Genomic DNA, 19,511 nt, shown 5'->3' on the forward strand with positions numbered 1-19,511 from the left:
TATCTCGCAGCGTCACGTTCAACCTTCCCAGACGTCGGACCGACGTCTGGGTGGTGCGACCGGTTCACCCCGGTGGAGTCGGCTAGGCGCTGGCGGCCTTGTCTGCAGTTTCGACAGGGGTCTCGACCTTGCTGAACTGCAGCACGCCGTCTTCGATCTCGGCGTCGTGCATCAGCTTGCGGTCGCGGTAGTAATTGTTGACCACTTTCCACGCACCGCGGGCACCCTGACGCGGCATTTCTCCGTCGCCGCGCTGAATGTAGCCCGAGGTCAGAGCTCCGCCCATGAGAGATTCTTCCGCGAAGTCCTCGGGTTCGGCGTGAACCTCGAAAGTCGTATAGTCACGCTTACGCATGATCTTGAGTACGCGACACAAATAGGACGCGGCCAGGTCGGCCTTGAGCGTCCAGGATGCGTTGGTGTAGCCGAGGATCATCAGGAAGTTCGGAATGTCGGAGTAGAGAACGCTCTTGTAAGCGACGGTCTTGTTGAGCTTGACCGGCTCGCCGTCAATGCTCATGCTCGCCCCGCCCAGGATCTGCACGTTCAAGCCGGTCGCCGTGACGATGACGTCGGCCTCGAGTTCGCGGCCCGACTCGGTCAGGATGCCCTTGTCGGTGAACTTGGCGATACGGTCCGTGACGATGTCGGCCTTGCCACTCTTGAGCACCTTGAAAAGGTCCCCGTTGGGAACCACGCACAGGCGCTGATCCCACGGGTTGTAGCTGGGGGTGAAGTGACTCAGGTCCACGTTCTTGCCGAGCTGCAAGCGGATCTGGGCGAGGAACAGCTTCTTTGCCAGCTTCGGGTTGGTGCGTGAAAGCTGAAAGCTGGCGCGTTGCAATGCAATATTGCGGGCTCGACCGATCTTGTACGCAATCTGGTCGGGAACGCGCGCGAACTTGAGACCCACTGCAACGGGGTCCTCGGAGGGCAGCGCCTGGATCCACGTGGGTGAGCGCTGCAGCATGGTGACGTGGCCGGCCGTGGGAGCCATCGACGGGATCAGTGTGATCGCGGTGGCACCGGACCCGATGACCACTACCTTCTTGCCGGTGTAATCGAGATCCTCCGGCCAGTGCTGCGGGTGCACGATCCGACCGCGGAAGTCGTCCTCACCGGGGAAGGTGGGGCGGTAACCCTTGTCGTAGTTGTAGTAACCACAGGCGCCGACGAGGACGTTCGCGGTCCACGTCTCGGTCTCACCCGTCGCCTCGACCAGGACGGTCACGGTCCACCGAGCAGTCGCGCGATCGAAGTCCATTGCCACGACCTTGCGGCCGAAGTTGATGTGATCGGTGACGCCGTATTCCTTGGCGGTTTCCTCCACGTAGTCACGGATGCTGGCGCCGTCCGCGAGCACCTTGGTCCCGATCCACGGACGGAAACCGAATCCGAAGGTGAGCATGTCGGAGTCCGAACGGATGCCTGGGTACTTGAACAGGTCCCAGGTGCCACCGATGTTCTCGCGGCGCTCGAGGATCGCGTAAGTGCTTCCGGTCTGCTCACGAATGAGGTGACAAGCCGCGCCGATTCCGGACAAGCCAGCGCCGATGATCAGTACGTCGACATGCTGTGTCATGAGGAAACTCGTTTCGTAGGTCGTCGCGAAGCTACTTCTGGCGTCGGCAGTGGCCGAGAACGATCGGCCGGTTCAGGCCGGGTTCCCTAAGGTCAGCGCCAATGAACAGGGTATGTGCAACTGTCGGTAACAGTCAATATCTCGACCCGACCAAGTACGGAACATTGAGGTGCGACGCACCGGCCTCACGGCAACTCGACCGAGACGGCTGAATGCCTCGAGCCACCGGGGTGTCGTTCACGTCATCGGCGGAAAGGTCGGATAGCTCGTCTACGCGAGATACCCATCGCCCAAATATTCAGCGTCCTAACATAATTCGAGGGTTCACAACCAGGTATCTAGGCGAGCTTTTACGTGGCCCCGGAGGTGCCGCACTCTATTCGCCTGGATGACGCGTCGAACGCGCGAGTTTCCATGGGCGGACGGGCAACTGCGATATCGCCGTAACCTTCGTACGCATCAGTGGAGAGGTCACTGCGATAACTAGCCCGCTGACGAAACCACGCTGAAAGCAACGGTTTTGGTTTCGCAGCGACGAGAACGGGCGGACTCGACCCCCACCGGTCATGTAGTCGCTATGACACACTCCAGCACAGTCACCGTGTACACCACTCATAGCGATCGAGGGTTCGCCAATGCAATCGTTGCCGGAATCAGCACCAGGGCTGATTCCGGGCCACAAACCGCAGACATGAAACTGTTAAAGCACCACACCAGCGATCACGGTAGAGCGATTGTTCTCCTACCACTCGGGGGCATCGACTGGCAGGTGAAGGAGCTCTCCGCACTCGAGGGATCGGTCCTGGTCGGCGATCTCAGTGGCGGCCGCTCCATGATTCGGGGGCTGGTAGCGGGCGCCCACACCGCGCTCAACTCTCAACTACCGTTCCCATCGCTGCTCGATGAGCTGCAGGCCGCCCTCAACCCCAACTCCACTCAGCCTGCACACGACAACTCCGCTCTCGTACAACGCATCCGGTTGCGTACCGAAGAAACCGCACGAATCGGCAGTCTCACCGATCGCGAATTCGAAATCGTGGGACTTCTCTACGGCGGTTCGAATGTCGACTTGATTGCTCGAACCGCCCACATTGCACCGACCACGGTTCGCGCCCACATCCGAAGCATCTTGCAGAAGCTTGGGGTGCACTCTCAGCTGGAGGCCTGCGCGATGCTCCGCCGCTCTGGTCACGACGCACGCAGACACCCACTCGAGCTTCGGATCGGACGCTTCTAACCGGAAGTGTCCCAGACGCACTCATTGAGATGGGTGCTCAACCCGATCGAACTCGAAGTTCGCAAAGATAGTCAATTTTGACGATTCGACGACGTGCCCGGACGTCGAACATTGGGTCCTACACGACATCAAAGACACGAGTGAACATCGAAAGGTGCATTCAATCAATGGAATACACACGCACAGTGCCGCGCCATCTCGTCCACAGACATGCTGTTGCCGAGGTTTTCTTGACGGATTACCGGATCGAATCGGACTCGGCGTACCAGGTTGCTGTGCAGCTCCCGGTCTCGCACCGAGTATTCGACGCATCGAGCGAGCAACACGATCCGCTCGGGGTGGCAGAAGCATTCCGACAGGCAGTGGTGCTTCTGTGCCACACCCGATACGACATTCCACTGCACTACAAGTTCCTCATGGAAACATTCAGCTTCGAGATGTTGGATGCACTCGACGTGAAACCAGTAGCGGAGCCGTTGAGTTTCTCGATGACCGTGGAAAAACTCACCCACCGTGACGGAGCGGTCTCGGGCGTTGAAGTGTCCGGGGTCCTCAGCGAGGGCACCCGGCACGTCGCCAGATGCAACGCTGTTGCGCGAGGAGTCAGCCCCGAGGGATATCGTCGAATTCGGCAAGGACGAGAAGACCACCGCCCGAGCCGGCGCGTCGTTCCCTCCGGAACCGCGGTAGTCGGATCGGAGCGAGTCGGACGCCTGACCGATGGAGATGTGCTCATCAGCACTGATCCTGCTCGGCACACGATGTTCTGCACTCCCGATCCGCGCAACCACTCCCTTTTCGACCACCCCGTCGACCACATCCCAGGAATGATTCTCTTCGAGGCCGCCCGACAAGCGGTCCGATTCCACATCGGCAACCCAGCAACAAAGATCGCCTCACTCTCGGCGGTCTTTCCGAGGTTCACTGAATGGGAAACGCCGTGCGAGGTGTCAACGACCCCCCTTGACGCGTCAGGCCATGCGCACCGAGTTCGGTTCACTCAAGAACTGGAAACCACCGCGGAACTTGAACTTACAGTTGCGGACCAATTATGAGAGGGAACGAACACGTTCTTCTCGTCGCGTCATCCACGTCAAACGCTCGGTGGTTCCCACTCTCTCGGCGCAAGCGCCGCCAGTTGCATGACGTGCGCCAACTTGTCCTCGCGGACAATCGTTGGCAGCACCAAGTTCCACATCTGACTCAACCGCTCGTACAGATCGGTTCTGCCCGTCAGCATTTCCGAGAGAATCTGCACTCCGGTGAACGACCCCACCACAAATCGAGCCAATGCGTCGATATCGGTACCCGGGACGATATCGCCGGCTTCAGCTGCTTGGGTTGCCACCTGCTTGATAGCCTCGATCCAATCGAGGTACGGCTGTTCGATAGGACCTTGAATACTGCCGATCTCCATCGTCAACCGCATGCCACCTCGCGCGATGGGCTCGGTCACAAGCTGCCTTGCCATCTCCTGCGAAACGAGCACCAGGGTTTCGACCGCGATGTCAGAATGCGCAGCAACCCGCCGGGTACCCTCCATCGCCATACCGTGCTGCGCTGCGATGACCGCGTGCGCAAGCTCCTCCTTCGACGCGAAATGAAAATACATCGCGCCCTTGGACACACCCCCGTGCTGCAAGATCGTACCCAAACTGGCGGAGTACCCGAACTTCTCGAAGCTCTTCGCAGCACCCAAAATGACGGCCTGGCGCGTGAGGACAGCACGCTCCTGCATGATCTAACCAGCTCTCGTTGCCGACGGAATGAATCTCAACGATACGTCGAAAGACCCGGCAGCAACGCTCTCGACACGGACACACCGTGACGACTCTGGTACTCGGGGCCACTGGTTTCATCGGCTCAGCGGTGATGAAACAACTGGTTTCCCGGGGCGGAAACGCTGCAATCGGTTTCGTGCGCACGGACAGCGCAGCCAAACGACTCAGCCGCAAAGGAATTGCCGCCACTATCGGCGACATCAACGACAGCGCCTCTCTACGAGGTGCAATGAGCCAGGCGTCTACCGTCATCTGCTGCGTGTCGTACGTGGGTGACGACGAACAACAGTGCGTTCACGTCAACCAACACGGCATACGGAACGTTGCGTCGATCGCCGCCGCCGTCGGCGTCGAACGGCTGCTCTACATCAGCACCGCGGCTGTGTACGGGCCAGGCCCGTTTCGAGACTTGCCGGTCAACGGCGTACCTCTCAATCCCCTCTCACCTGCCAGTCGCACGCGCGCTCTCGCCGAGAAGTTCGTGCGCGACGCCGGAGGCCTGGTCATCCGGCCCCATCTCGTGTACGGATCCGGCGACAGATGGTTTCTGCCGACACTGACGCGAATTGTCTCTCGACTCGACTCGATCATCGACGACGGTAACGCCATCCTGTCAGTAGTCGACGTAGACCTACTCGCCCGATCTATCTGCAAACTGTCGATAGAACAGCAATTTCGCTACGGCTCAACACTTCACGTCAACGAGCCTGTCCCACGGACAGTCATCGACCTTCTCGAGCATCATGCGCGGGAGACCAACTGGACTCGGCCCCAGAACTCTATCCCCCGCGCCGACGCAGTGAAAGTTGCTGCCCAGCTAGGTCTCGACATGCACAAGATAGACATGATCAGCCTCGATCACTGGTTCCGGTCGAGACTGTACTGAGGACACCTGCGTAATGAACAAGACCTATTGGCAGTCACCAAGCATTTATGGGGACAACCCTTTTGAGGAGATGCGTACATGGCTGGATAGCGTGGTGAACTTCGAGGACACTGCACCGCTTTCCTCGGACGGGTGGCAACCAAGTCTCACCACCCTGAACTGTCGAGCGAGGCACTGCGGACAAGCGGCCCAGCGCAGTAGCCGCCCAGCCAGAGTTCGTTCACGGGCCGCATTCTACGAGGCCGAAAATTAATGTCTGCTGGCATCCTGGCCCCGCCGACGCAGACGCCAACGACGGCGACAGCGACAGCGACAGCGGCGGGCTACAGTTCCGCTGCCGGTGTCAGCTCCCGAAGTTCACGCCAGGGGCTGGTGTGGGCGCACCAGCGCTGGGCAGTGAGACCACCCAGGATGCTTGTTGCACCGCGTAAGTGGTGTACGGGAACATCGCCAGGTAGGGCTCGAGTCCTGGGTAGTCCGATACCCACATGCTCGTCGGTTCATCGACGCTGCTGCAGGACGCCAGGACGACGTAGGAGCCGTACGGGATATCGTTGATCGTCTGAACTGTTGTGCCGGTGGGGATCACACCGCTCTCATAGATCGTCTGTCCCGGACCGATCGTCACTTCGATCGGTGGCAGCACTCCGCTGGGCGCGTTCCCGAGCGAGGTGCTGCATTGCAGAGCTCCGCCCGAATTGTTGGTGATGGTGTTGCTCACGGTCGAGTCGGAAGCACTGTAGGCGAAGGTGACGTCGGCAGCGGTGGAAGCTGAGGCCAGCGAGGGAGCGGCCATTGCCAACGGAAGAGCGGCAGCACCGATGAGGGCCGCGCGTGTGATCGAACGCATCGAATCTCCTTCTCGTTCAGCGTGAAAGGTCGTCAGTTGATCTTGGCACGAAACGAGACCATTTGGACGGATTTACCGAAGATTGATGCCTTAGCTAATGACCACAGTTGGCGGCTATCTCAGAATGACTTGGGATGCCGACAAGTTGAATGCCCGTTTCTTCTTCGAGTGCTGGCCACCGATCGCCCCGATTCGCGAGCGAATCGACATCGGCCGCTTGCTAGTCACGACCGAAATCAGCCTGAAACTCAGAACATTCCGGTTACTCGCAGGGTGATGTTCAGCCTTCCCGATGGCAGACCGATTCCCGGAAGACTACTTCCCGCAATAACTTTCGGCACACCGTGATACGCGAACCGCGACTCTCCGCCGAACACGAAGAGATCACCCGAGTGCAATTCGACGTCGGTGTACGGCTTGTTCCGGTTCTCGGAATTCCCGAACCGAAAGACACAACTCTGCCCGACACTCAGCGAGACGACAGGAGCGTTGCAGCGCTCGTCCTTGTCCTGATGCATACCCATGCGAGCGCCCTCGTCGTAGAAGTTGATCAGCGCGGTGTCGGGTGCGTACCTCTCCCCCTCACTCGGGTCACCGTAGGCAGCGGCAACGGCGGTGCGGCCGAGGTCGACGAGCCAGTCAGGTACCGCTGCAACGGGCGCACCGTTCACGTCGTCGGCCGTGCGGGTGTACTTGTACGGCTGCCAATGCCAACCGAGGCAGACTGTCTGCACCGACATCTTGTGCCCACCAGGAACAACAGCGGAGCGCATCGGCACGGGCGCGGTGGCCCACCGTCGACACTCGGCCACCAAGGTGCGTTGCTGTTCGACGCCGAGCCAATCCGGAACGAGGATCGCCCCCGGCGCCACTTCCAAACGTGGCCGAGGAATCAGAGCGTTCATGGTTTCCACGCTAATCGGTTTCGAAGCATTGACACCCTCCACACGGACTTGTATCGTAATCAACAGATTGGTTGATAAAGGAGATGGTTGACAAGTGATCGTGGATCCAGGGGCAGACGAGCGTCTTGACAAAGCGTTCATGGCGCTCGCCGACCCGGTACGACGGCGGATCATCGCCCGCCTGAGCACCGGTCCCCAAACGGTCAACGAGTTGGCCGAGCCATTCGAGATCACGAAACAGGCCGTCTCCAAACATATTCAGGTACTCGAGACCGCGGGTTTGGTCACTCGCAGCCGCGAAGCCCAAAGGCGGCCGGTACATCTCAACGCCGCAACTCTCGAGGCTTTGACGGCCTGGATCGACCGCTATCGACTGATCCACGAACAACAGTTCCGCAAGCTCGATCACCTACTCAGCACCACACAGAAGGAGACTTAGCCATGGCTACCACCAATCCCGTCACGATCACGGCTCCTGAGGGCGTGCCGTTCATCGACATCACCCGCGAGTTCGACGCACCTGTCAGTGCCGTCTTCGCAGCTCATTCGAATCCCGAACTGGTCAAGCAGTGGCTCGGCCCCAACGGATACGAGATGGAGATCGACGAATACGACTTCGTCAGCGGCGGCCGGTACAAGTACGTTCATCGCAACCCCGAGGGAGAAGAGTTCCGGTTCAACGGCGTGTTTCACGTCGTTCGCGAGAACGAATTTGCCATCCAGACGTTCGAATACGAGGGATTCCCCGACGTGGTCAGCATCGAATCGATCACGTTCGAGGACCTGGGCAACGGACGCACCCGGCTCTCCGGCCATTCCGTGTATCCGAGCCTCGAAGCGCGGGACGGAATGATCGAGAGCAATATGGAACTCGGCGTCACCGAAGGTTACGAACGCCTGGACAAGATCGTCGCGCAACTCTGAGCACCTGCTTGCCAAAACCTCCGCAGTGAAAGGCAGTTTCATGGACTGGACCCTCGAAGTAGTCGTCGTTCCCGTCAGCGACCTCGACCGTTCGATCGAGTTCTACCGCGACAAAGTCGGTTTCGACCTCGACCACCACACCGTGAACGAACACATGACGGTTGCCCAGCTCACGCCGCGAGGTTCGGGCTGCTCCATCGTCATCGGCAACCTGCCGTCGCAAACCGAGATGGCCCCTGGTTCACTGAAAGGCTTGCAGCTGGTGGTTGCCGACGCTGCAGCGGCTCGGCAGGAGCTCATCGACCGCGGCGTCGATGCCAGCGGGGTCACTGTCTTCGATGAGCGTGACGGTGGCACTTTCTTCGGGTTCTCGGACCCCGACGGTAATACCTGGGCTGTCCAGCAGCTGAAGGTACGCGGAGAGAAGCCGCTCATTCCGAAGGAGTACCGCGACCGCTTCGGCGCGTAAAGCCCGCCTTCCACGCTGCGTAGTCTTCGGGCATGCAGACAGCGCAGGGGCGATAGCCGGCCGCAATCGCGGTCGGCTCGTCCGCGAAGAACACTCGACTGGCGACATAGCCACCACGCGCGATTGCCTGCGCCGCCCCTCGACAGTCGAGTCGGCCGTAGATCTTCGTTTTCCGGTGCCCGCCAAGCGCACCGGGCGTCGAACTCTCGTGGGGTTTGTTGCGGGCGTCGCGGAGTATGTACGTCCTATTCGGCATCGTGAAGCACCAATCCCAATGTTCGACGCGTGCCGGAGTGCACCACGCTGACACCATGTCGCACAGGGGCTCTCGACCACCCCCGCGAACTCTGCACCGGTCGATCCCGCGTGGTGAAGATCAACGCGTGACCTTGCTCGAGAACTGTCACCGTCCCTTTCGACTGGGCGCGCGGCCGCTGTTCCACGAGCAAGAACTCGCCGCCGGCGTGATCGATGCTAGGCCTGTCGAGCCCGATCACGACTTGCAAGGGAAACACCAACTCTCCGTACAGATCCCGATGCAGTGCATTCCAGTCACCAGGTCCGTAGGACAGGAGAATCGGGGTAGGGCGATTCTGACCGGCGTCGTGACACTGATCGATCCATTCTTCGAAAGAACCCGGCCACGGTGCACCCTCGCCCAGCTTGAACGCCCACTCCCGCGCCACGGGCAGCAGGTGTCGGTAGAAAGCCGCTCGCATAGCGGTGATCGGCTCGGGTACCGGATCACCGAAGTACCGGTACGCCCCCTGGCCGAAGCGGTATCGAGCCATGTCGATGGTGCTCCGGAACCGGTCGACGTCCGAGTACCAGGAAGCGATTTCGCGACACTCCGATTTGTCGAGTAGCGGTGTGGTCTGAGCACACCCACTGGAGTTGATTCCCTCGCTCAGCGCAGGCCAATCGAGGGAATCAACTCGAGCAGACAGATCGGTGAAAAGGTCCATATGTCGTAGACGCCGCGGCGGTCAGGAATGTGAGAATGCCAGCAGCTGGTCAGCCAGATCGTTGTACGTACGGGCGATCCCGGCATAACTGAGCACGGGTTCCGGATTCCAGGTCCCGATCTTCCCCGCCTTCACCGCGGGCAAGTTGGACCACGCAGGATTGGTGCCGAGTGTATCCAGTCGCAAACTGGACGGGCGATCGTCGAGGAAGATCATGTCGGCCGGATAGTGGTCCGCCATCTCCCAAGCCAGTTTCTCGACGTAGACCGACGACCCCTCGGCCGGATCGACGACGGCAAGGCCCAATCCCGCCAGGTCCGCGAGGATCGGGAATCCCGAACGACTGACACGAATCGTGTCCGGATCTGCGGAAGCGAACAAAACCTGTGAATTATTCAGCGAAGAAGCAACTTCGGAGATCCGCGCACGCGCAGCGTCGTAGTCTTTTCGCTGAGCCTCCATATCCCGGTCCGCCCCGAGTTCCACGGCCAGTTCCACGATCTCTTGCACGGTTCTGTCGATGGTTCCTGCTGCCGTTTCCACGAACAGTACTGTCGACAAGCCTTTCACCGCATCCAAGTTCGCCTCGTCGAGTAGTGCTGAACCATGCAATTGAGGGACTATGACGACGTCCGGCTCCAGCGCAGCGACCTTCTCGAGTTCCACTTGTCCCCAGAGCTGCCCGACCATGTCGGTCTTCGAGAAATCCAAATTGCCGGAGATGCTGGTGTCCGTTGATCCCGGTGATCGTGTCAGCGCCCCGAAAACACCGACAGGCACCAGTCCGTAATCCCACAGAGCGCCCGCGATACCGGTGTAGGTGACAAATGTCCTTGGCGGTGAATCCAATTCGATCAGATTGCCGCGATCATCGGTGAAGGACCAGCCTGCATCGCCTTCACCCCCGGCGTCTGCATCCGAACGCGAGCAACCGGCCGCTGCCAGCGCAGCAGCCAATCCTGCTGCAGCGCCGAAGAACTTGCGGCGATTCCAGTCCATCTCGAGACGCCTGTGCGGTCGTGGAGTGAACAGCGTGGTCATGTGTGTGCCCTTTCGGCGATTGGTTGAACTGTTGCAGGAGTTGGCGAACGAGAAAAGAGAAGGATCGATCCAAAACCCGTGAGCATTCCGACGCCGGCACAGACGATCAACGGCCATAGCAAGGCAAACTCGTCCGAGCCGACGAAGAGCGAGCCGCACAAAGCAATTCCGGCAGCAAGCCCGAATTGGCGCGACGAGTTGGCTGTTGCCGAAGCCGTCCCGGCGCGCTCTGCCGGGGCGTCCGACATCGCGGCATTCGGCAACACCGGTGACACCATGGCCGAACCGACACCGGTCAGAATCAGTCCGGCGATCAGCGCCGGCCAGATCGGCGTGACGAGAACGTATAACATGGCCAGGCAACCGATTCCGCAGAGGATCGTCCCGAATCCGAGCGAAAATCGAAGATCGACTCGCTGAAGTCGTGATCCACCCAGCGCCGATACGAGGACAAAAGCGAGCGGTTGAATCGAGAGCACAAGTGCGGCCGTCGACGCCGACAGTTCCAACCCGTTCTGCAGCCACAGTGATAGAACTACGAGCGGGCCGTAAGCCGCAAGGTAGTACCCGAAAGCAGCGACGAGAACTCCGTCGAATTTCAGGGATCGGAACACGGCCGGATCGAGCATCGGACTGCTGCTTCGACGCTGCCAGGACACAAATGCCGTCAGCGCACCGATTGCGATGAGGAAGGCAAGAGCTGTCGACGACGAAGCCCACCCGATGTCGCCGCCCCACGTCACGCCGAGAACCCCGGCAACGGCAGCGAGGGTGAACAAAACCATTCCGGCCCAGTCGATATTGTCGTCGCCGCGCTCACTGTCGGCGAAACAGAACACAGCCAGTGCGAGCGCCACTGCGGCCACGGGGATTCCGAAATAAAAGACCGCACGCCAGTCGAAGAACTGCGTCAGCAGCCCTCCTGCAATATTCCCGATTCCTGCCGCCAATCCGGCGACGGTGCCCCACGCGGCAAAGGCGACGTGACGATCACGTCCCGAATATGCGTCGCCGAGCAGAGGCAGGAGCGTCGCGAACATCGCCGCACCGGCAATTCCTTGCGCGCCACGAGCTGCGACCAGAGCCGTGACGTCCGGAGCAACAGCGCACACGGCCGTCGCAACCAGGAACACGACCAGGCCGCAGATGTAGAGGCGTTTGCGTCCCCAAGCATCACCGAGTGCGCCCATGCCCACAAGAAGCGCGGCAAGAGCCAGCGTGTAGGCGTCGACGACCCAGGACATCGCACCCGTACTGCCGTCCAAACCGACTGCGATAGCCGGCACCGCGATCGTTGTGATCGTGGCGTACGTCAGTAACAAGAAAGTTCCGATGCATGCGGCGATGAGCGGCAGCCATCGTCGTGTCGACATGGTCAACCTCCGAATAGGGCGGTAAGTGCGCCCTAACTATGGAGGTTCAAGTCAACTTGAAGTCAAGGGCCGATTCGACGCGAATGTCGAGTTGCTCGAGCAACCACGGACACTGCATCGGACGCTCCAGCCGACACGTCAGGTGATGCTCGAGAATCAGTTTCGCTCGTGTAGCGGCGGCGATCTGCGCCTCGAGTGTCGACACTTGATCCGCGAGAACCGTGGAGAACTGCTCAGACGTGGTGTCGGTTTCGATGAAGGAGCGCACCTGGTCCAAGGACATCCCAGTCTCGGTATACATCCGGATCAATGCCAGCCGGCGCAGCTCACGCTGCCCGTACCAGCGTTTGCCGCCAGTTCGCGACCGCGCGGACAGCAATCCTTCAACCTCGTAATACCGCAAGGTCGACGCCGCGATTCCGAACGATTTTGCAACCTCGCCGATCGGGATCAAGTGCTCACGCATTCACCGATCGTAGGCTGAATGCGTAGGCGGTTCCGGCAGTTATGTGTGACTTGGCATACTAACTAACGGAAGGGGTCGCGTAAGTGATCTCACGGCAAAATGCTGGATGCGCTCGTTGAACGAGGGAGAGCTGTGCTGGATCCAACGCGACCTGTCGGGCCGTACTCGTCAGGAGTGCCCGCCACTGCCCTCGAAGTCCGCATGCCGGACCTCGAACGCTTCGGCCTCGCCCAGTTGTGGCGTTCCGCGATCATCGCCGTCGTGCTGTCGACGTCCATCATGTTGGCGCTGATCGTGTGGCCTTTCCGCAAGCGTGGACGCACCTGGGCGGATGCTGCCTCCGACGGGATGGTCGACGGCTTCATCGCACTGGGTCCCACCTTCGTCAAGCTCGGCCAACTAGTCGCGTCGTCGTCCGGCCTGTTCCCGGCCCCGGTCGCCAATGCATGCCTGCGTTGCCTCGACGACGTTCCGTCCTTCCCTGCCGAGCAGGCCCGAAGAGTCGTACAGGAGGACCTCGGTTACTCCGTGGACGAACTGTTCGCGAAATTCGACGACGCGCCTCTCGCGGCCGCATCGGTTGCGCAGGTACACGCGTGCGTTCTGCACGACGGCCTAGAGGCAGTCATCAAGATCCAGCGCCCGGACATCTATGCGCGCATGCTGATCGACCTGCGGGCGGCATATTGGGGTGCGAACATCCTCGAGAAGTTTGTCGAATTCCTTCGAATTGCCAATGCCACCGCTATCATTCGCGATCTGCACAATGCCACGATGACGGAATTGAACAGCGCGGTCGAGGCCGACCGGCAAACCACTTTCCGGAACAACATCAGTGCGTTCGGCGACAACAAAGGAGTCACGACGCCGGAGGTCTACTGGGATTACTGCGGTCCCAGAGTCATCTGTATGGAACGCATGCGGGGCGTTCCGCTCGATCGGTTCGTCGCCGGCCCCGACGGAATCGACGAAGCCCGGATGTTGATCCGGCGCGGGGTGAAGGTCTGGCTCGAATCAGTCATCGTTCACGGTCCTTTCCACGGAGACGTACACGCCGGGAATCTGTGGGTTCTCGACGACGGCCGGATAGCAATGCTCGACTTCGGCATTGTCGGTGTTCTTCCGGAAACATGGCGATCGATCCTCTCCGATATGTTCCGCGCGACGATTATCGACGGGGATTTCGCCCGCGTTGCCCGGGGAATTCGATCCTTGGGTTATGCAACCGACTACGAAGTCGACGACGCCCAACTCGGTATGCAGGTCGCCACTGCGCTAGCTCCGATCCTCGGCCGTGATCTGGGTGAACTCAAGCTCAGCGAGCTGATCATCGCGCTGATTCAATTGGGTAAACAGTGGGGTGTTGCGAGTCCCGAAGAATTGGTCCTTTTCGGAAAGCAACTCGGATACTTCGAGAGATATGCGACGGCGTTGGCACCCGGTTGGGTGATCGGACAAGACCTTTATCTGTTCAAGAACGTATTTCCCGAGGCAGTCGCCGAAAAGGCGCAAGAACTCGGCATCACGATGCCTGACGAATAGATTTGTCCCCTATTTCCTTATTCTGCATTCGCCTGTCAGGGTTAGCCTGTAATAACCCACCGGCCAAGGAGCAAATGTGCAGCCACTTTCTGCAGCCCTCCGGCCGGACGAGTCTGAACGATACGAAACGTCCGATCAGTGAGACGGATCTCGAGCCCGTCTCGAACTCTCGAGTAGACAACTGAGGAAGCCGAAGAACAACTCTTACTCAGGAGATACCTTGCGCACTCGTGGAGCCGTCATTCGCCAAGCACCAGGCGCATACGAGGTGGTCGATCTCGTACTCGACTCACCCCGCAGCGGCGAACTCACCGTCAAGATGGTCGCCTCCGGCTTGTGCCACTCGGACGACCACATCGCCAGCGGCGACCACGGCGTAGGTCGCTACCCCATCTGCGGCGGGCACGAAGGCGCCGGAATCGTCGTCGAGGTCGGGCCGAACACCGAAGGGTGGTCCGAGGGTGATCATGTCGTGTTCTCTTTCCTCGCCGCCTGCGGCCGCTGTCGTTGGTGTGCAAGCGGAATCCAGAATCTCTGCGACAACGGCGCCGCCATCATGACCGGCAGCAGGCCAGGCGAAACCTCGAGCTACAGAATGTCCCTCGACGGTCAACCCGTCGCACAAACCTGCGGCCTGTCCACCTTCAGCGAATACACCACGGTCAGCACTCTCTCGGCGGTGAAGGTCGACAAACATCTGCCACTCGACGCTCTGTGCCTGCTCGGCTGCGGCGTCGGAACCGGTTGGGGCGCCGCCGTCAACTCCGCTCAGGTGTATCCCGGGCAGACCGTCATCGTCATGGGCATCGGCGGAATCGGAATCAACGCGGTACAGGGCGCCGCGCACGCCGGCGCCGCCCACGTGATCGCGGTGGACCCGGTCGCTTTCAAGCGCGAGAGTGCATTGAAGTTGGGCGCCACCCATGCCGTGGCCACCATGGAGGAAGCCACCGACATCGCACGCTCGTTCACCAACGGCCAGGGCGCCGATTCCGCCGTCGTCACCGTCGGAGTCACCACCGGAGAACATGTCGCGCAGGCATTCTCGTCGATCCGCAAGGCCGGAACATGCGTCGTCACCGGTCTCGGGAAGATGACGGACGTCGGAATTCCCGTGAGCCTGATGGAACTCACGCTGTACCAGAAGAGAATTCAAGGATCCCTGTTCGGCGCGTCCAATCCCACCGCCGACATTCCCTGGATGATCGATCTCTACACCAGCGGCAAACTCGAACTCGACGGACTGATCACCAACCGGTACACCCTCGACCAGATCAACAACGGTTTCGCCGACATGCATGCCGGTCGCAATCTTCGCGGAATCATCACCTTCTGAGCGAGTTCTCTCCGGACTTTCACTCGAGAGCAAGTCCGGAGAGATCCTCACAACGGCTTCACCAGGCGTTCATGGTGTCCAGGATTTGTCCTCTGGCCATCCACAATTCAGCAGACCAGTACGGCCACGAGTGAATTCCGGCGGGCGGAAAGCTGTACGTCGCTGGGATTCCCAAGGATTTCAGGCGAATCTCGAATGCACGCGCATGAACCCACGAGAGCGCCTCGAGTCCCATACCCGTCGCCGTGTGGAAGTACTCGATCGGCGCAGACGGATGATCATACGGTCCTGGGATTCCGTTGGACGACGAAATGTACATCGACAGTCCGCGAAGCGATTCCGCGTTGACAAACGGGTCGTTGCGAAGCCAGCCTGACGACCACGGCGGGCCCCACATCGAGTCGACGTTGTACCGCCCGGCATCGAACATCGCTACCCTGATCGCTTCACGCATGCCCGGCCCCGAGATGTTGATGTACCCGGACAGCGAGCCCGCGAACTTGAACTGATCACGATGGTGCCCAGCCAGGTTCAATGCCGCGCTACCACCCATCGACAACCCGATGATCGCGTTGTTGGTCGGTGAAACACCGTATCCCGCAAGAAAATCTGGGAGCTCGCGCGTCAGAAACGTTTCCCACCTGTACGTTATCGGCTGGGCGTTGAAGTTCGACGGCGCGTACCAGTCCGTGTAGAAACTCGACTCGCCGCCCACCGGCATCACCAAAGTAATGTTGTCGTTGCGGTACTGATCGAGTGCGTTCGTTTCGAAACTCCAAGCATTCCTGTCATTTTGCGCGCGAAGACCGTCGAGCAAGTACAACGCGGCGTTGCCGCCCCTCGCGGCCCACTGCACCTGAACCTTGATGTTTCCCATCGAAGACGGGACCCACAACTCGTCGTATCCGCCCCATGTCGCCGAGTGAGCCGGGCTAGCGCCACGGGCCGGGGAAGCAGTCGCCGCGGTCAGCCCGAACATACCGCCGAGAAGGAGTATCGACAACAACGCCGCTAGGAGCACCCGCACCCGCCGTGTATTGCGTTCGGGCACCGCGAATTTGATTCTCTGCAAGGTTGTGTCTTTCCCCGAAACTATGCATGAAGAAACTGCTCCGGTAAGTGCATCGTCGGTTCCACTGTCGACGTGTTTGTCCCTTTCCGGGGGCTCCGGCGTTACAAAGTCGAGGTCATCGCAGCAAATGGACAACTGTCATGCCGAGCGAATCCAGGTGGCGAAAAGCACAATTCACGAAGCACGCTGTCTGCGCTCACTCAGCCGAGCAGCGAAGCGATCGCGTCTCGCCCAGCAGCAGCACAAGCTTGGTCCTGCATTCCGTCTGGAGCGCCACCGACACCGATACCGGCGATCGACCCGGTTCCAGCCTTCAATGTGACTCCACCTGCAAGGAAGAGAGTGCCGGGAAGGTCGGCGATGGTCGATCCTTCGCCTTTGGTACGCCGCGAGAGGTCACTGGTGTCGGCTCCGAAAGCTGCAGAGGTGTATGCCTTCTCGCGAGAGGCCTCTACCGTGTGCTGCGCTGCGTTGTCGCCGCGCACCATGGCGATGACATTTCCCGCACGGTCGACGACGGAGACTGTGACGAAGCCGAGACCGTCGGCGCGGCATTTCGCCAGCGCTGCACCGGCAGCCGTCACTGCTGCATCGGCGCTGAGTCGATTCTGAGTGACAACCGCCGAATCTCCGGTCGCAGCAGGCTGCTGCGTGGCAGAAATCGACGTCGTGCTCGACAGGTTCTCCACGGGTGTGTCGGTGCTCGAGCATGCGGCGCTCGCAAGGATCGCGACAACCGGAATGGCGACAGCAAGCGTCCGGGGCAGTCGTGTGTAAATGCGGTAGTTCATGATGGGCACACTTTCAGTCGAGTGGTTCGAAACCGTCCACTACAGCGTCGCGTCTCGGCGAGGGTCCGCACATCGGGCGCTCGGGTGGCGAACAGTGCCCCCTACGGCTACCCAGATGTCATCCGAATGGTTGATACGAGGGCCAGGGCGCACTCCGTAACATTCGAGGGATGAGCAGTGGAGCCACGGCGAATGCCGACGCCGACCTCGGCCTACGCGGTCCGTTGGCGTATGCGATCCACGCGTCGTTCTTCGTGCTGCTGTCCACGTCGGGAGTCCGGTACGTCGCGGTCCACGGCACCAGCGGCCGGTTCGGGGTGGTACTCGTCCTGGCCGCGGTCCTCGCACTGCTCTACGCCGTCATGGCTACGGTGTCCTCGCGAGTTGTGGGTCGCCAACGGCTCTGGATGTGGCCGGTACTGAGCACATGGGCAGCGTTGGTCTGGCTTGCACCGAGTTTCGCGTGGTGCGCGTTCCCTGTTCTCTTCCTCTGCATTCGTCTGTACCCCAGCAAAATCGCCTACCCCCTCGTCGGGATCCTTGGCGTTCTCGCCGGCATCGCGTTCTACCGGGTCACCGGTCGTGCCGAATTGGTGACCCTGCTCGGGCCTCTGTGCACCGCTGCACTGGTCGCGGCAGCGTACGGACAGATGGAACGCGATGCCCGAGAACGTCTTCGGCTTCTGCGCCAGGTAGCGGAAGCGCAGTCGGCATTGGCAGATACCGAACGGGCTGCCGGGGTTGCCGCTGAACGAGAGCGCCTCGCTCGCGAGATCCACGACACCGTTACTCAGGGACTGGCAAGCGCCCTACTTCGGCTCGAGGCAGCCGAACAAACTTGGAATACAACAGGTTCGCCGTCTCGAACCGATGTCGATGCCGCGACAGCGAACATCCGCACGAGCCTGACGCAGAGCCGCGATCTCGTCCATGACCTCGCACCTGCCAAAGATGGCCCCGCTGACTTCAGCGCCCTGGTCGTGGCCGCCGCCCGTCAGTTCACCCCTGATGTTCGGGTTCGCACTGTGGGCGAACCGGTCGCCGTGCCGCCGGACGTGGCTCACGCCATCGTGCGAGTGGTCTCGAGCGCGTCGTCCAACATCGCCCGCCACGCTCGCGCCGACACAGCGGGCGTGACGATCACGTATCTCGACAACTCCATCTCCGTAGACATCTTCGACGACGGCGTCGGCTTCGATCCGGGAAAACTCGCCGACCATTCTCGGTACGGTGGATACGGCCTACGCGCGATGCGAAGTCGCGTCGCGCAGCTCGGGGGATCGTTCACCGTGGAAAGCGTACCGGGAGACGGCACCGTAATCGCGGCCCAGTTCCCGCTCGAACGGAGGATCCAGTGACCACCATTCGCGTCTTCCTCGTCGATGATCACCTGGTGGTGCGCGCCGGGCTGAGAGCGCTGCTCGACACTCAGCCGGACGTCGAAGTAGTCGGCGAAGCATCGTCCGGCGAAGAATCGGCCACGGCGATACCGTCGGCCTCGCCGGATCTGGTGATGATGGATCTGGACATGGGCACCGGCATGCACGGTGCTGAAGCGATCAAACGCCTGCGAAGCGACGGTGTCGACGTACCCGTACTGGTTTTCACGACGTATGACACCGACGCCGACGTCGTGCGGGCCGTGGACGCCGGTGCCATCGGGTACCTACTCAAGGACTCGACGAGCGACGAGATCTTCGGCGCGGTGCGCGGCGCGGTAGCCGGGCGAAGCGTTCTCTCCCCTACCGTGGCCTCTCGTCTTGTCCAGCAGATGCAGCGCCCGCAGGAAACCCTCACCGCGCGTGAGTCCGAACTGCTCAGTCTGCTCGCCGAGGGGATGACCAACCGTGAGCTGGGCAAGGCACTTTTCATCAGCGAGGCGACTGTGAAAACCCACCTCGGGCATATCTACGCCAAGCTCGGCGTAGATACCCGCTCTGCCGCAGTGTCCGTCGCACTACGTCGTGACGGAATACGCTGACCCGCCCGCGCACGTGCAGGCTCTACTTGATCGAAGATCCGTGCTGCGTCAACGGCATGACCTCGATGCTCATGTACGGGAACAAGGGGAGATTCCAGAGAATCTCGTGCAGTTCGTCAGCCGACTCGACGTCGAAAATGCTGATGTTGCTGAACTGACCCACAATTCGCCACAAATGAACCCACTTGCCCTGTCGCTGAAGGTCTTGTGAGTACGCCTTCTCCGTCGCGACGGTATCGGCGCGAACTTCCGGATCCAGGTCGCGCGGAATGTCGACGTCCATCCGAACGTGAAAGAGTGCCATGTTCCT

General features: G+C 60.6%; 22 protein-coding genes. 10 read left to right on the forward strand and 12 right to left on the reverse strand.

Annotation, left to right across the window (positions count from 1 at the left end; genetic code table 11):
* Window positions 1-82 precede the first annotated feature (82 nt).
* Complete coding sequence (locus ACSW29_RS19400; RefSeq protein ID WP_448278043.1) at window positions 83-1,582, reverse strand: flavin-containing monooxygenase; 1,500 nt, start codon at window positions 1,580-1,582, stop codon at window positions 83-85.
* A gap of 577 nt (window positions 1,583-2,159) precedes the next feature.
* Between ACSW29_RS19400 and ACSW29_RS19405 the strand changes: the two genes are divergently transcribed.
* Together ACSW29_RS19405 and ACSW29_RS19410 are read left to right on the forward strand one after the other, a co-directional pair.
* Window positions 2,160-2,819 carry a response regulator transcription factor gene (locus ACSW29_RS19405; RefSeq protein ID WP_448278044.1) on the forward strand — a complete coding sequence of 220 codons (660 nt, stop codon included), beginning with the start codon at window positions 2,160-2,162 and terminating at the stop codon, window positions 2,817-2,819.
* Window positions 2,820-2,986: 167 nt separating this feature from the next.
* Window positions 2,987-3,874, forward strand: coding sequence for a ScbA/BarX family gamma-butyrolactone biosynthesis protein (locus ACSW29_RS19410; protein ID WP_448278045.1), 888 nt, complete (start codon window positions 2,987-2,989; stop codon window positions 3,872-3,874).
* A gap of 38 nt (window positions 3,875-3,912) precedes the next feature.
* Here the strand turns inward: ACSW29_RS19410 and ACSW29_RS19415 are convergent, their stop codons facing one another.
* A complete protein-coding gene (locus tag ACSW29_RS19415; RefSeq protein WP_019745609.1) occupies window positions 3,913-4,557 on the reverse strand; it encodes a ScbR family autoregulator-binding transcription factor in 645 nt (214 codons plus the stop codon).
* Window positions 4,558-4,643: 86 nt separating this feature from the next.
* Here ACSW29_RS19415 and ACSW29_RS19420 point away from each other — a divergent pair, with 86 nt between their 5' ends.
* On the forward strand, window positions 4,644-5,486 hold the full coding sequence (locus tag ACSW29_RS19420; protein ID WP_448278046.1) for an NAD-dependent epimerase/dehydratase family protein: 843 nt from the start codon (window positions 4,644-4,646) through the stop codon (window positions 5,484-5,486).
* Window positions 5,487-5,829: 343 nt separating this feature from the next.
* On the opposite strand, the gene ACSW29_RS19425 is transcribed toward ACSW29_RS19420, so the two are convergent.
* Complete coding sequence (locus ACSW29_RS19425) at window positions 5,830-6,336, reverse strand: hypothetical protein (RefSeq protein WP_317825948.1); 507 nt, start codon at window positions 6,334-6,336, stop codon at window positions 5,830-5,832.
* A 248-nt stretch (window positions 6,337-6,584) separates the two neighbouring features.
* On the reverse strand, window positions 6,585-7,241 hold the full coding sequence (locus tag ACSW29_RS19430) for an alpha-ketoglutarate-dependent dioxygenase AlkB family protein (RefSeq protein WP_317825949.1): 657 nt from the start codon (window positions 7,239-7,241) through the stop codon (window positions 6,585-6,587).
* 94 nt (window positions 7,242-7,335) lie between these two features.
* Here ACSW29_RS19430 and ACSW29_RS19435 point away from each other — a divergent pair, with 94 nt between their 5' ends.
* Genes ACSW29_RS19435 through ACSW29_RS19445 form a run of 3 tightly spaced genes read left to right on the forward strand, consistent with a single transcriptional unit; the run spans window position 7,336 to window position 8,634 of the window.
* Window positions 7,336-7,680, forward strand: a complete 345-nt coding sequence (locus ACSW29_RS19435) for an ArsR/SmtB family transcription factor (RefSeq protein WP_317825950.1) — start codon at window positions 7,336-7,338, stop codon at window positions 7,678-7,680.
* Window positions 7,681-7,682: 2 nt separating this feature from the next.
* On the forward strand, window positions 7,683-8,165 hold the full coding sequence (locus ACSW29_RS19440) for an SRPBCC family protein (RefSeq protein WP_448278047.1): 483 nt from the start codon (window positions 7,683-7,685) through the stop codon (window positions 8,163-8,165).
* A gap of 40 nt (window positions 8,166-8,205) precedes the next feature.
* Entirely contained in the window at window positions 8,206-8,634 is a 429-nt protein-coding gene (locus ACSW29_RS19445; RefSeq protein WP_317825952.1) for a VOC family protein, read from the forward strand.
* Here ACSW29_RS19445 and ACSW29_RS19450 read toward each other — a convergent pair.
* Genes ACSW29_RS19450 through ACSW29_RS19470 form a run of 5 tightly spaced genes read right to left on the reverse strand, consistent with a single transcriptional unit; the run spans window position 8,597 to window position 12,479 of the window.
* Window positions 8,597-8,890 carry an Ada metal-binding domain-containing protein gene (locus ACSW29_RS19450; protein ID WP_317825953.1) on the reverse strand — a complete coding sequence of 98 codons (294 nt, stop codon included), beginning with the start codon at window positions 8,888-8,890 and terminating at the stop codon, window positions 8,597-8,599. The two genes, ACSW29_RS19445 and ACSW29_RS19450, sit on opposite strands and share 38 nt — an antisense overlap.
* Entirely contained in the window at window positions 8,880-9,599 is a 720-nt protein-coding gene (locus tag ACSW29_RS19455) for a 2OG-Fe(II) oxygenase (RefSeq protein ID WP_448278048.1), read from the reverse strand. The genes ACSW29_RS19450 and ACSW29_RS19455 overlap by 11 nt, the downstream gene beginning before the upstream one ends.
* 21 nt (window positions 9,600-9,620) lie before the next feature.
* On the reverse strand, window positions 9,621-10,640 hold the full coding sequence (locus ACSW29_RS19460; protein WP_448278049.1) for an ABC transporter substrate-binding protein: 1,020 nt from the start codon (window positions 10,638-10,640) through the stop codon (window positions 9,621-9,623).
* A complete protein-coding gene (locus ACSW29_RS19465) occupies window positions 10,637-12,013 on the reverse strand; it encodes an MFS transporter (protein ID WP_448278050.1) in 1,377 nt (458 codons plus the stop codon). Before ACSW29_RS19465 ends, ACSW29_RS19460 begins: the two co-directional genes overlap by 4 nt.
* 46 nt (window positions 12,014-12,059) lie before the next feature.
* Complete coding sequence (locus tag ACSW29_RS19470; protein ID WP_230817510.1) at window positions 12,060-12,479, reverse strand: MerR family transcriptional regulator; 420 nt, start codon at window positions 12,477-12,479, stop codon at window positions 12,060-12,062.
* 132 nt (window positions 12,480-12,611) lie between these two features.
* Between ACSW29_RS19470 and ACSW29_RS19475 the strand changes: the two genes are divergently transcribed.
* Both ACSW29_RS19475 and ACSW29_RS19480 read left to right on the forward strand, forming a co-directional pair.
* The gene (locus ACSW29_RS19475) at window positions 12,612-14,021 is read left to right on the forward strand and encodes an ABC1 kinase family protein (RefSeq protein WP_448278051.1); all 1,410 of its coding nucleotides are present in this window, start codon (window positions 12,612-12,614) and stop codon (window positions 14,019-14,021) included.
* 220 nt (window positions 14,022-14,241) lie between these two features.
* On the forward strand, window positions 14,242-15,357 hold the full coding sequence (locus tag ACSW29_RS19480) for an NDMA-dependent alcohol dehydrogenase (protein ID WP_448278052.1): 1,116 nt from the start codon (window positions 14,242-14,244) through the stop codon (window positions 15,355-15,357).
* Between the two features lie 58 nt (window positions 15,358-15,415).
* Here ACSW29_RS19480 and ACSW29_RS19485 read toward each other — a convergent pair whose 3' ends face one another.
* Window positions 15,416-16,420, reverse strand: a complete 1,005-nt coding sequence (locus tag ACSW29_RS19485; protein ID WP_448278175.1) for an alpha/beta hydrolase — start codon at window positions 16,418-16,420, stop codon at window positions 15,416-15,418.
* A gap of 209 nt (window positions 16,421-16,629) precedes the next feature.
* Entirely contained in the window at window positions 16,630-17,220 is a 591-nt protein-coding gene (locus tag ACSW29_RS19490; protein WP_448278053.1) for a GlcG/HbpS family heme-binding protein, read from the reverse strand.
* Between the two features lie 170 nt (window positions 17,221-17,390).
* Between ACSW29_RS19490 and ACSW29_RS19495 the strand changes: the two genes are divergently transcribed.
* Together ACSW29_RS19495 and ACSW29_RS19500 are read left to right on the forward strand one after the other, a co-directional pair.
* Window positions 17,391-18,578, forward strand: coding sequence for a sensor histidine kinase (locus ACSW29_RS19495; RefSeq protein WP_448278054.1), 1,188 nt, complete (start codon window positions 17,391-17,393; stop codon window positions 18,576-18,578).
* A complete protein-coding gene (locus tag ACSW29_RS19500; RefSeq protein ID WP_448278055.1) occupies window positions 18,575-19,201 on the forward strand; it encodes a response regulator in 627 nt (208 codons plus the stop codon). Before ACSW29_RS19495 ends, ACSW29_RS19500 begins: the two co-directional genes overlap by 4 nt.
* Window positions 19,202-19,223: 22 nt before the next feature.
* Here the strand turns inward: ACSW29_RS19500 and catC are convergent, their stop codons facing one another.
* Complete coding sequence (catC, locus tag ACSW29_RS19505) at window positions 19,224-19,505, reverse strand: muconolactone Delta-isomerase (RefSeq protein WP_138870757.1); 282 nt, start codon at window positions 19,503-19,505, stop codon at window positions 19,224-19,226.
* Window positions 19,506-19,511: the final 6 nt, after the last annotated feature.

The organism is Rhodococcus sp. GB-02, assembly GCF_053470465.1.

Coding starts and splice junctions, on each gene's coding strand:
- ACSW29_RS19400 (WP_448278043.1), bottom strand. CDS start 1,582: ATGACACAGCATGTCGACGTACTGATCATCGGCGCTGGCTTGTCCGGA.
- ACSW29_RS19405 (WP_448278044.1), top strand. CDS start 2,160: ATGACACACTCCAGCACAGTCACCGTGTACACCACTCATAGCGATCGA.
- ACSW29_RS19410 (WP_448278045.1), top strand. CDS start 2,987: ATGGAATACACACGCACAGTGCCGCGCCATCTCGTCCACAGACATGCT.
- ACSW29_RS19415 (WP_019745609.1), bottom strand. CDS start 4,557: ATGCAGGAGCGTGCTGTCCTCACGCGCCAGGCCGTCATTTTGGGTGCT.
- ACSW29_RS19425 (WP_317825948.1), bottom strand. CDS start 6,336: ATGCGTTCGATCACACGCGCGGCCCTCATCGGTGCTGCCGCTCTTCCG.
- ACSW29_RS19430 (WP_317825949.1), bottom strand. CDS start 7,241: ATGAACGCTCTGATTCCTCGGCCACGTTTGGAAGTGGCGCCGGGGGCG.
- ACSW29_RS19440 (WP_448278047.1), top strand. CDS start 7,683: ATGGCTACCACCAATCCCGTCACGATCACGGCTCCTGAGGGCGTGCCG.
- ACSW29_RS19445 (WP_317825952.1), top strand. CDS start 8,206: ATGGACTGGACCCTCGAAGTAGTCGTCGTTCCCGTCAGCGACCTCGAC.
- ACSW29_RS19450 (WP_317825953.1), bottom strand. CDS start 8,890: ATGCCGAATAGGACGTACATACTCCGCGACGCCCGCAACAAACCCCAC.
- ACSW29_RS19455 (WP_448278048.1), bottom strand. CDS start 9,599: ATGGACCTTTTCACCGATCTGTCTGCTCGAGTTGATTCCCTCGATTGG.
- ACSW29_RS19460 (WP_448278049.1), bottom strand. CDS start 10,640: ATGACCACGCTGTTCACTCCACGACCGCACAGGCGTCTCGAGATGGAC.
- ACSW29_RS19465 (WP_448278050.1), bottom strand. CDS start 12,013: ATGTCGACACGACGATGGCTGCCGCTCATCGCCGCATGCATCGGAACT.
- ACSW29_RS19470 (WP_230817510.1), bottom strand. CDS start 12,479: ATGCGTGAGCACTTGATCCCGATCGGCGAGGTTGCAAAATCGTTCGGA.
- ACSW29_RS19490 (WP_448278053.1), bottom strand. CDS start 17,220: ATGAACTACCGCATTTACACACGACTGCCCCGGACGCTTGCTGTCGCC.
- ACSW29_RS19495 (WP_448278054.1), top strand. CDS start 17,391: ATGAGCAGTGGAGCCACGGCGAATGCCGACGCCGACCTCGGCCTACGC.
- catC (WP_138870757.1), bottom strand. CDS start 19,505: ATGGCACTCTTTCACGTTCGGATGGACGTCGACATTCCGCGCGACCTG.